General features: G+C 64.1%; 4 protein-coding genes. All 4 read right to left on the reverse strand.

All coding sequences use genetic code 11. From position 1 onward, the window contains the following. Nucleotides 1-193: 193 nt before the first annotated feature. Nucleotides 194-718 (reverse strand): tail fiber protein, encoded by a 525-nt coding sequence (locus tag EN932_RS17225; RefSeq protein WP_013528766.1) that lies wholly within the window; start codon nucleotides 716-718, stop codon nucleotides 194-196. A 9-nt stretch (nucleotides 719-727) separates the two neighbouring features. Beyond that, nucleotides 728-1,228: a tail fiber protein gene (locus tag EN932_RS17230; RefSeq protein ID WP_127366767.1), complete on the reverse strand. Its 501-nt coding sequence runs from the start codon at nucleotides 1,226-1,228 to the stop codon at nucleotides 728-730. A 13-nt stretch (nucleotides 1,229-1,241) separates the two neighbouring features. Continuing rightward, complete coding sequence (locus EN932_RS17235) at nucleotides 1,242-1,748, reverse strand: tail fiber protein (RefSeq protein ID WP_013528764.1); 507 nt, start codon at nucleotides 1,746-1,748, stop codon at nucleotides 1,242-1,244. 139 nt (nucleotides 1,749-1,887) lie between these two features. Then, nucleotides 1,888-11,511 carry a hypothetical protein gene (locus tag EN932_RS17240; protein ID WP_206618941.1) on the reverse strand — a complete coding sequence of 3,208 codons (9,624 nt, stop codon included), beginning with the start codon at nucleotides 11,509-11,511 and terminating at the stop codon, nucleotides 1,888-1,890. Nucleotides 11,512-11,562 lie beyond the last annotated feature (51 nt).

The raw sequence follows: 11,562 nt of genomic DNA on the forward strand, positions 1-11,562 counted from the left end.
CCACCATCAGCCGCGACAGTTCGAAGAACGAAGCGCCGGCCGGCTTGTGCTGGTAAATGGGTGGGGGGCTGGACGGCGCCGGGCGGGCCCTGGCCGTGGAGGGCGCTTTCCGCGCCGGCGTCTTCGCCGCGGGGGCCTTCGATTTCGGTTCTGCGTTCTTGGCCATGATATCGGTCCTGCCCTGTTGGCTCGGTCAGCCTCTTGGTGGGAAAATGCCTTGCAGCGCGATGCAGAAGGTTAGTGTGAGGTAGGGCATCCGGTTGTTGTGCGGCAGGCCGCCACCCGCCGGAGCCAGCATGTTGGCCGCCATCGGCACCATGTTGACGGTCGTGTTCTTGTAGGCGTTGGCGTTGGTCGACCTGGCGATCGCCCGCGTCGGCGTCGGGATCTGGAGGTCGGCGGGGTCGGTTACGGCGCGGATGCTGTGGTTGTGCATCGGCATTTCCGATTCGAGCAAGGTGACCGTGTCCGAGCCGCCGAACTGCCCGAGATCATAAAAGCTCAATCCTGGACCTTGGCCGGGCTGCATCGGCACACTGCCTTGCATGTCCGGCAAGGCGAAGGTCGACTTGCCGTCGCCGCCATAGGTCGTACCCAGCAGCGAGAACAAGGCCGTGTTTTGCGAAATCGGCAGGATCTGGCCGTCGCAGACCGCCCAGCCCACGGGCGCGAAGTTGAGCGGGAAAATTCGGATTTCTGCTACGAATTGGTCCGACATGGTCCTGTCCTATGTTGGGGTCGGGAAAACGCCGAACAGCGAGATGATGAAATTGACGCAGAGATAAGGCTGCAGGTTGGTGTGGGGCCAGCCACCGCCAGACATGCCGACCACGGGATTGGCGAGGTTCGCCGTGGGCGTGTCCTCGACATAGAGCTTGCCCGTGGAAGACTGGGCCACGACATTGTTGGCGGGGCTCGTCTGGCTGGAGACGCTGGTCGTTGCCAGCATCGCGTGCGTGTGGCCGGTCATTTGCTGTATGCTCAGCGTCACGTCCTCGACGCCGCCGGTTTGCCCGATGATAAATCCGGTCCCCTGATGGAGCGGCACGCGGCTGGCCAGGTTCGGCAGTTTGAATGTCTCCTCACCGTCGCCGCCATAGGTGGTGCCGATCAACTGGAACAGGGCATCATTTTCGGAAATGGGTATCGTCTGGCCCTGACAGAACATCCAGCCGGCGGGCGCGAAGTTTCCCGCGAACATGCGAATCTCGCCGATGTAAACTGTCATGGCTGCGCGTCCTTCAATTCCGCGACGGGAAGATGCCTACCAGAGCAATGCAAAAATTCAGCACCAGATAGGGCTGCATGTTGTCGTGTGGCTGACTGCCGCCCATCGCGGTGACGCTGCTCGGTGTCAGCGCAGTCAGATTGGACGTTCCCGGCGCGTAAAGCTGCGCGGGCGATGCCGCAAGCACATTGCCGGTGGCGACGAAGAGATCGCCGGAAGCCGATGTCGCGCTGGCGCTGTGAAAATGCTGGGGGATCTCCAAAAGTGTGAGCGTATGCGCCTGCTCGCCGCCCCGTTCGCCGAGAAGATGACCTTGGCCACCGGTGTGCGTCGGAACGCGCCCACGCAGGTCGGGCAATGCAAAATTCGTTTGCCCATTGCCGCCATAGGTCGTGCCCAGCAGAGCAAACAATGCCTGGTTCTGGTTGATCGGCAGGAGCTGCCCGTCGCAGAACGCCCAACCTTGGGGAGGGAAGTTGAAAGAAATCAACTTGATTTCCGAGAGATACGGCTCGGCCATATACACCCCCAAACGTTCAATTTGTAGTAAAAAGCCAATCTCTACATGACGTTACGTTAGATCACCCACCGGCACAAAGCAATCTGCTCGGCCAATACATTTTGTAATTTATTCCAGCGCCAACGCGCGCAACGCCCGCTTATGGCAGGGGCGGCTCCGTAACCCCAACAATGGTCCCGAAGCCGGTGTTGTTGTGGTCGGCGGCCACTGTCGCGGCACCGCCACCCGAATGGCTGTTGAGACTGGCGAGATAGGCCTGAACCGCCGTGTCGTCGGTGGCGCTGCCGGCATAGCCTTCGATCTTGTCGATCACATTGAACCGCTGCCGCACGCGGATATCGGTGACGCCAGCTGACGGATCGACGCTCAGCGTATTTCCATGGATATCAAAAGTCAGCGTGCCATTGTCGGGCGTGCCGGAGGCACCAGCCTGGCTCGAGGTTATCCCGCCATTGACGCGGATCGCCTCGAGCGCGGCTGCGGTCGTCGTGCTGACGGTGTTGTTGGTGATGGTGGCATTGACGATCCCATTGCCGTCGCCGTTCGCGACCAGGATGCCATAGTTCGCGACGTGCGTGACAGTGTTGCCGTCGAGCTTGACGGTCACCGTGTTGCTGCCGGTGGCGGTCCCGTTGACGGAGACACTGATACCTGGTCCGGTGCCGGAATCCGCGTTGTTGATGTTGTTGTTGAGGATGTTGCCCGTGAACAGGCCACGCACGACCGGCGATGCGGCACCGCCGCGGTTGACGTTGATCTGCGAGCCCGCGCCGCCGGCACCAAACAGGGTCGCATAGTTGGCCGTGGTGAAGGTCGCGTTCAGCACATTGAAATTATAGGTGCCGGCGCCGTTCTGATCCATGTCCACGCCAACGAAATTGTCGGTGAAGGTGCCGCCGCTGCCGGCGACGCCGGCCTGGCCGACATCGAAATCGATGTTGCCCGAGCCGTTGTTGATGAGCTGGATACCTCTCGCGAAATTGCGCAGGAACGACGAGTTCGTGACAAGGCCGGTGATGTTGGCGGTGCCGTCGGCCTGCAGCAGCAGGCCGACATTGCCTGGCGGTCCCACGGAGGTGTCGCGGAAGGTCGAGCCCGAAACAGTGATGTTCAACGTGCCGCTGTTGTTGAAGACGTTGAAATTGTCCTCAAGGCCGTTCGCGATCACCGAATTGGTGATGGCGACCGTGCCGGTCAGGCCGTTATGGGCGGCATCGGCGGCGCGGAAGCTGATCGAGCCCTCGTCGGCCGCGGCGCTGGTGCCGTTCGTGCCAGAGGTTGCGTTCACCACGCTATTGGTGAGCGCGAAGCCATTCACCTCGAACCCTCGGATACCGAAATTGTCGAAATCGTTCAGCTGCAGACCATTGAGCTGCACATCCTTCGTATTGCTGAGGTAGATGCCGGTGCCTTGCGTGGCGCTGCCATCGGCGCCGGTCTTGTTGGCGATGACGCCCCCGCCGGTCGCGCCGACGTTGGCGCCATTTCCAGTCACATGCAAGCCGCCATTGCCGAGCGCCGTGCCGGTATTGACCAGGATGATGCCGTTGGCGCTACCGCCATTCGATGTGATGCTCTGGAAGACAAGGTTCCCCGAGCCGATATTCGTGTTCTCGACATCGAGCGCGGTGCCGGTCCCCGAATTGATCGTGCTGCCGGGGCCGGTGGCGGTAACCGTGCCGCCGCCGGTGGCGCTGAAGCCGGTGGTGTCGCTGGTTGAGGTATCGATCGCCAGCTTGTTGGTGAAGCTGATCGTCGTGCCGTTGGTGCCGCCATTGGCCACCAGGTTGATGCCGTCGCTAAAGCTATTCGATGTTATGGCGCCGTCGAACGAGATCGTGCTGCCGCCGCCGGCGGTGCCGGTGTGGTTCTGGACGTCGATCGCGGTGGCGTTGGCGGTGTGGGTAATGGTGCCATTGTAATCGATATTGGCCGAACCGCCCGAAACCAGGAACGCCGTACCCGTTGCACCGCTCAGCGCGCCGGAACCGAGGTCGACCGTGCCGCTGACGTTGGTCAGCCTGACATTGTTGGCGCCGCCGACCGAATTGGTCGAATCGAGCGCGATGCTGGCGGCGACGCCAGAGAGATTGATCGCCTGGCCGGTGGTCGCCCTCACCGTTTCTGCGGCAGCGGTAGCTGTGATGCCCATCGTGCCGCCGGTTCCAACAATGCCGGTGCCGCTGGCGGTGTCGATGGTCACGCCGCCGGTGAAGCTGACCGTGCCGCCGGTTTGCGAGACGCCGACGCCGGTGGTCGTGTCAATGTTGGCGAGGCCGGTGATGTTGAGCGTACCGCTCGCCACCTGAATGCCGCCGCCCGCCGTGACGGCGCTGTTCAGTGTCACCGTGTTGAAGGTGAAGACGCCGGTGTTGCCGGCGTTGATCGCCATAATGCCGGCAGTCGTCGCCGCGGCAACGCTCGTGTTGCCGGTGACGGTGAAGGTACCGGCGATGCCGTCGAAAATGATGCCGCCGCTGCTGCCGCCTGAACTGATGCTGGTCACCACCATGTTGACGGTCAGCGGATCGAGATCGAACGCCGCGCCATTCCCCGTGAAGACGCCGCCGCTGCTGCTGTTCAGCGTGAAATTGGTGGTCTTGGTGTTGGCTAGGACGCCGGTGCCGCCATTGTTGAAGACGCTGAACGCGCCGAGATCGAGGGTGCCGCTGGTGTTGGTGAAGCTGAGGCCGTCGCCCTGGACGCGCCCTGGGCCTGGTGAGCCAACACCGATCGTTCCGGCGCTGACAGTGCCGCCGGCGCCGTTGGAGTCGAAGCGGACATTGTTGAAGGCGATGCCGCCGCCAGTGCCGCCGAGCACAGTGTTGTCGGCAAAGGACTGGATCTCGACCGAGTTGTCCGTCGCGCTGATGTTCTGGCCGGCAAAGGACGCGGCCAGCGCCGATCCCGTCGATTTCAGCGTATTGCCGTCGATCGAAAGCAGAAGCGTGTTGGCCGGCGCAGCTGATGTGGAGAAATCGAGCGCCCTGCCGCCGGCCGCGATGTCGTTGTTGCGGAGGAAGAAACTGGAGGCGGACGTCGCGTTGACGGCGACACCAGTGCCGGTGCCTGTGTTGCGGATGATGAGGTTCTGGAGGCCGCCGGTGACGACGCCCGAGCCTGATGTCGCCAGATCGACCACCGAGCCGGCTGTGTTGCTCTGCAGGATCGGCCGTAGCGTGTCGATGCCCGCCGGTGCCGCGATGATCGGCGAGTTTTGCACGGTGGTGAAATGGAACGCAGCCGAAGCGCCGGCGCTGGTATCGACGCCAAGCTGCGAGACATCGACGGCCGCGTCGTCGCTCTTGAAGGCGAGCAGTACCTGCCCGTCATCGAGTTGGAACGACGTACCGCCGAGGTCAATCGTCGCCTGGCCGCCGTCGACGTTCTTGTTGATGAGCACAATGACATTGGCGGTAGATGCCTGGGCGTTGGCATAGGTGCCTGGATTGAGCAGGCTGCCGTCGCCAAGGGCGGTGGCATCGGCGGTGACATAGTAGACCTTGTACGAAGACAGGTTCGACGTGTCGCCGCTGAAATTGACGTCGTTGAAATTGTAGTCGCCATTGGTCGGCAGCGTGTCGGTGGCGTGGATGACCTGGCCGTTGCCGAAGGTCTCGATCTTCGATTCGGCCGGGCTGCCGCCGTCGCCGAACACCAGCCTGGCGTTGGTGGCGCTGGAGAACTGGACGCCCTGGGCGACCTTGGTGATGGTCGACGTCTGGCCAGCCGGGCCAGGATTGTTGTTGAGGAGGTCACCGAGCTGGATCGTGCCGGTGCCGGTCGTGCCGGCCATGTCGATGCCGATCGACCCTGTGGAGTTGCCTCCATCGACATCAAAATCGTCCGCCGTGATGGTGCTCGTGCCGAGCGCCGCACCGTTGAGGTCGAGGCCGACGGCGTTGGTGGCGCTGGCCGCGATTCCGATGTTCAGGCTGTCGAAGCTCAGCGCCGAACCGAGCGTGCCGGAAATGTCGACGCCGCGCGAGGTGATGTTCTGCAGGTTGACCGCGCCGAGGTCGATGGCGCCGCCGCCGACATTGTTGAGCGACACCCCGGTCGCGGCGCCGTTGCTCGAAATCGAATCGAAGGTGATGCCGCCTGCGCCGACCGTCGCGCTGTCGAGATCGAGCGCGGTGCCCGTGCCGGTGGTGATGGTGTTGCCGGCGCCGCTGACGCTGACCGTGCCGGCGGCGAAGGTGCTGGCGGTGAAGCCGGCGCCGCTCGAGGTGGTGATGACGAGGCCGCCATTGGTGAAGGCCAGTGTGCCCGTGCCCTGGGTCGGACCGATGCTGGGGAGCTTGACGATGGCGCCGTTGGCGCCGCTGCTGGTGTCGAATATCTTCGAGGTGCCGGAGAAGGTGGCCGTTCCCTCGGACGATCCGTCAAACAAGACGCCGACGGCGCTCCCGGTATGATTGATCGTGCTCGAAATATTGTACACGCCCTCGGCGTTGCCGCTGAAGGTGAAGACCGCTGTCCCCGGCAGTGCTACTGCCGAGGTCGAAACGACCGAACCGCTCATGTTGAGCTCGCTCCAGTCGCCGCCGCCGACTTGCAAGACGCTGCCCGCGCTGACGTTGATCGAGCCGGTGTAGTTAAGTGTGGCGTGGACAAGATCATTGCCGCCGGCGAGCGTGATCGCTGAACCAGTGGTGCTTGTCGTCGCGCCGATGCTGGCGCTGCCGCCATTCCCGCCAACGTTGACGGTCCCGCTCGAGGTCGTCAATGCGATACCGATCTCGGCGTCATCGATGTTCAGGGTGGATCCGGCGACATTGGCGATGTTTATGGTGCCGACCAGCGGCCCACCAATATCGAACCCTCTGTAGCTGACGTCGAGATCGGTCTTGCCTGTGAAATTGACCACGCCGGCGCCGCTCAGGCCGATCAATGAAGCGCCGATGTAGCCGGTATCCCTCAGGCCGCCAATGTTGACGTCGCCGCCGAGATTGATACCTCCAAGCAGCACACCAGCGCCGGTACTCGTGGATACGGCCGAGACGCTGTCGAAGGCAACGCCGCCGGCGCCGACATTGGCGCCGAACAAGATAAGACCGTCGGCGCCGGAATTGATCTCGTTGCCCGTGCCGGTGACCGTAACGGCGCCGGTGGTAAAATCTCCGAAGGCGATGAAGCCGGTGCCGGTCGTCGTCGTTATGTCGAGACCGCCATTGGTGAAATTGATCGCGGAATTGGTGTTGGGGGCCGGTGTGCCTGCGGGGAAATTGCCAACGAGACCCAGGCTGACGGCGTCCGTCGCGCCCGAGCTGATCACCTTGCTGGTGCCCGAGAAGGTGATCGCGGCCGAGTCGTTGCCGGCAATGACGATATTGCCGCCAGCGGCCGCGTTGGTATCAGTCAGGTTGCCCGACAGCGTCACCGAGCCGCCAGTCATGCTCTGGATCGAAACAGCCGCGCCGGTGCCGTTGCTGTTGATGGTGCCGGCATAGGAGATGATCGCGCTGCCGCCGCTCCCGGCAGTCGTCGAGCCGACATTGAAAGCCGTGTTCGCGCCGGTGTTGGTCAGCGTGCCGTCGCCAATGGTCACCGTGCCGGTCAGGTTCTGCAGGTTGATGCCGCCGCCGGTCAGCGTGCCGGCCGGTCCGCTGTTGGGCAAGGTGCCGCGCGTGACCGTGATGTTGCCGGCGCCGCCATCGACGTCGAGCAGCGTGCCGGCAACGTTGACGTTGTTGTCTGCGATCGACAAATTGGTGTCGAGGCCGGCGACCTTGAACGCCGTCTGGCCCACGGCGACATTGCTGACCGTGACGCCTTCGATGAAGATGCCGCCGGTATTGACGAAGCCAGCCGCGCTCCCGTCGACGAGGAAGACCGAGCCGCTGCCGCCGCTGAAGTCGAAAGCGGTGTCGCGCACCTGGTTGTTGCCGAGCAGATGCAGGGTATCGCTGCCCGTGCTCTTGACCACGCCCTCATCGCCGGTGACGTTGCCGCCAGTAGCGCCGAGATTGCCCTGGACATTGACCGGCTGGACGGTACCGGAGGTGAGGATGGAGGCGCCGTTGCCGAAGCCGATGATCGACTGGCCGGAATCGAGCGTGAACGGGGTGCCGCTGAGATCGACGGTGCCGACAAAGGCGAAGTTCAGCGTGCCGGTCATGGCATCGGCCTCGGCGACCGTGTAGGTGGTCACGTCGGCGCTGAGCCCGTCCGTGTTGGCGTGGACGATGCCACCGCCCTGGGAAATCATGATGGTCCCACCGACCGCGCTGGCCAGATGGGCGGCGCCGGTGAAGTTGACGTCGTCGAAATCATAATTGCCGAGCGTCGGATCGAGCCCGATCGTATTGACGGTGTAGCCGCCGGCGGCGGCGCTGATGGAGGACTGCAGCCCATCGGCGGACGTGCCGTCGCCGAAGGTGAAGTTGGCGTTGGCCGAGGTCGCGGTGGCGCCGCTCGACGACAATTCGACGCCGACGCCGACATTGGAAATGCTGGAGCCGCGCAGGAAGGCGATGGTCTTGTTGCCGGTCGTCGACGACAGGTCGATGCCGCGCGAGGTCAGGCTGCCGGTGCCGGTGATCGTGGTCAGGCCGAAATCGGCCCTTGTCGAGGAACCGCTCGAGGAACCGCTGAAGTCGATGCCGGTCTGGTTGGCGCCAACCTCGTCGATCGTGGTCGTGCCGAAGCTGATATGTTCGTTGATGTCGAGGAACTCGATGCCGGCGGTGCTTGCCGCTCCCAGCGTAACCTGGGTTGTGCCGAAGGTGACCGTGCCATTGTCGGCAATGAAGATGCCGGTGCCGCCAGGCGTCGTCACGGTGACCTCGCCAAAGCTCGCCGATGCCGTGCTGGCGACATTGGTGACGGACAGGCCGGTGCCCGTGGCATTGGTGATCGACAGCGGCGCGGTCACGTTCAACGTCGCGGTGCCGCCGAGGCTGCTGACAAGCGCCCCGCCGCCACCCGTCGCCGACAAGGTCGGGCCAGTGAAGCTGATGGCGCCGCCGGCCGGGGTCAGCGTCGATCCGACATCGAACAGATCGCCGGTGCCGGTCGAGGTGACCGTACCGCTGAAGGTCACCGAGCCGCCGGTGGTGCCGTCGACCTTGACCGCCGCGCCTGGCGCGGTTGCCGAGCTGGAGACGTTGGCCGCTACGCCGACTGTCGCGCTGCCGCCGGAAACGACGACACCGTCGCCAGCGCCCGAATTGGCGATGGTGCCACCGAGGATCGTGATCGAGCCCGTATTGTTGGTCAGGCTGACATCGGTGCCCGCGACATTGGTCGTCACCAGATTGGTGATGGTGAAGGTCGATGACGAAGCGTTGATTGCAAGGCCGTTGATGCCGGCAGCGGTGCCGCCGACAGTGACATTGCCACCCAGGAACTGGCCGCCCGAGACGGCATTGAAGTTGAGCGCCGTGGCCGTCGCAACGCCTGTCGTGATGCTGTCGAACGCCATGCCGCCGGTGCCGATGGTGATGCCGTCGAGATTGATCGCCCGGCCGGTGCCGGTGGTGATCTGCTCCGTGCCCGCGGCCGCGACTGTGATCGTGCCGCCCCCGGTGGCATCGAAGCCGGTACCGGTCGTCGTGGTCAGGTCCAGCCCGCCGGTGAATTTCACCGTGCCGCCGGTGTTGGCGGACAGGTCGATCGCGTTGGCCGAGCCCGTGCTGGCGGTGATCTTGCCGCCGAAGGTGGCGGTGCCGCCGGTCTGGCCGATGATCCTGACCGCGTTGGCCGCATTGGCCTGGTCGATCGTGCCGTTGTAGGTGACGTTGGGCACCGCACCGTTGATGTTGAAGGCTACATCGTCCGTGTTGGTGATGGAACTCGCGGCCGCGAAAGTCAGCGTGCCGCTCGAGCCGCTCCAGATGGCCACGCCCCTGCCGCCGCCACTGATGTCGAGATCGTCGAAGGTGGCGATGCCGTCGAAATTGTTGGCGAACAGCCCGACGTTGGCGGCACTGGTAATCTTGGTGTTGCCGGTGAAATCGACGGTCGCGCTCGAATCGACAAGCACGATGCCGGTTTGAGATGCGGTCTGGACGGTCAGGTCGTCGACCGAGACCGTGCCGGTCACACCATTGAGGTAGAGGCCGGACCCGACATTGCTGGCCGTCACGCCCTGGACGGTCAGGCCGTTGATGCCCAGGCCGTAGATCGCCGAGCCGGAACCCCCGGAAACGTTGAAATCGAGCAGCGTGTTGCCGTTGCCCAGCGTCACGACATTACCGCCGCCGGAACTGGTCAGCGTCGCCGCACCCGCTGAATCCGATATGGATTCGTCATGATGGATGTTGGTGCCGGTGACATTCAACGGCACCCCGCCGAGCGAGAACGCGCGGTCATTGCCGAACGAGGCCAGTTCCTGTCCGTCGCTCAGCGAGAAGCCGGTGGCGTCGTCGATTGTCCCGCGGTTGACCAGGACAATGATCGCGTCGCTGGCGGTAATGCTGTCGGCATATTCGATCGAGGCGAGGTCGGTGATCGACGTGCCGCCGCCCGAAGCCCCGGCCGCAACGAAGATGTAATTGCGCAGATCGTAAAGTTGCGGGCCGGAAAACGCGGTCGTGCCGAAAGCGTAGTGGCCGCTGCCCTCATTGAGCCCGCGCGCATCGAGCGAGGCGGTGATGCCGGAGATGGAGCTGGAATTGCCGCCGAAGGTAAATTCGGCGTTGGCCGTGGCGCCCGGCGTGCCGGCAATGCCCAGCCGCACGCCGGTATCGACATTGGTGATGACGCCGCCATCGGTGATGATGATCACCGCGCCGCCAACGCTCGGCGACGTCAGATCGATGCCGATCGAGCCGGCAGCACCGGTGCCGGTGATGCTGAGCGACTGCGCGGTGAAATTGGTCTTGGATCCGGAGAAGTCGAGGCCGGTGCCGACACCCAGTCCGGAGATGACGATGTTGCCGGCGACCACCGCCGCATTGACGCCGGCAAACGAGATGCCGTCGGCGCCGGGGTTGGTGATGCTGATGTCGCCGAAGCGGATCGTCGCCGGCGAATCCGAAATGGCGATCGCCGGTCCGGTCGTGTTGGAGATCGTCGTCGCACCGTTGACGGTGAAGCTGCCCGCGACATTCTCCAGCACGACACCCGACGTGCCGCCGCTCTGGCTGATCGAGTCCAGCACCACATGGGCGGTGATCGGATCGATGAAGACGGCGGTGCCGCCATTGCCTGACACGGTGCCGCCGGTGGTGGTGAACGTGCCTCCGGTCGACGTGCCCTGCACGGTGATGCCGCGGTCGGTATTGTCCTGCGCATTGACGGTGGCGAAGGTGTAGGTGCCCTTGCCGGTGATATCGAGACCGTCGTCGAGATTGCCCTTCAGCAGCGTCGTGCCGGTGAAATTGTAGGTGCCGTCGCCGTCGATGTGCAGGCCGTCGAGGCCGTTGCCGGTGGCGGTGAAGTTGGAGCCGGTGATGCCGGTCGAACTGCCCGTGAAGTCGGCGCCGTTGCCGCCCGCACCGGTGACCGTCACATTGGTCAGCGTCGCGCCGGTGATGTTGTTGCCGAAGATGCCGTCGCCGCCGCCGGTGATGGTGATGCCGTTGAGCGTGTTGCCGTTGCCGAGCGTAAAGACGGGGTTGGCGACGTTGGTGCCCTGGATCGTGCCGTCGCTGCCGCCCAGGTTGAAGGTGCTGGTGCCGCCGCCGAAAAGCCTTGCGGTGACGCTTTCGCCGCCGCCGATGACGGTCTGTCCATTGGCAAGCGTCACCCCGCCAGTCGTCAGATTGCCGTTGCCGCCAAGCGCCACGACAAAACCGTTCGCACCCGACTTGGTCACGGCGTCGTCCAGCGTCGTCGGGTCGGCCAGCGTGCCGGCGCCGGCGAGGCC

The organism is Mesorhizobium sp. M7A.F.Ca.US.002.01.1.1 (genome assembly GCF_004022955.1).
In the GTDB taxonomy this organism is placed as follows: Bacteria; Pseudomonadota; Alphaproteobacteria; order Rhizobiales; family Rhizobiaceae; genus Mesorhizobium; species Mesorhizobium ciceri.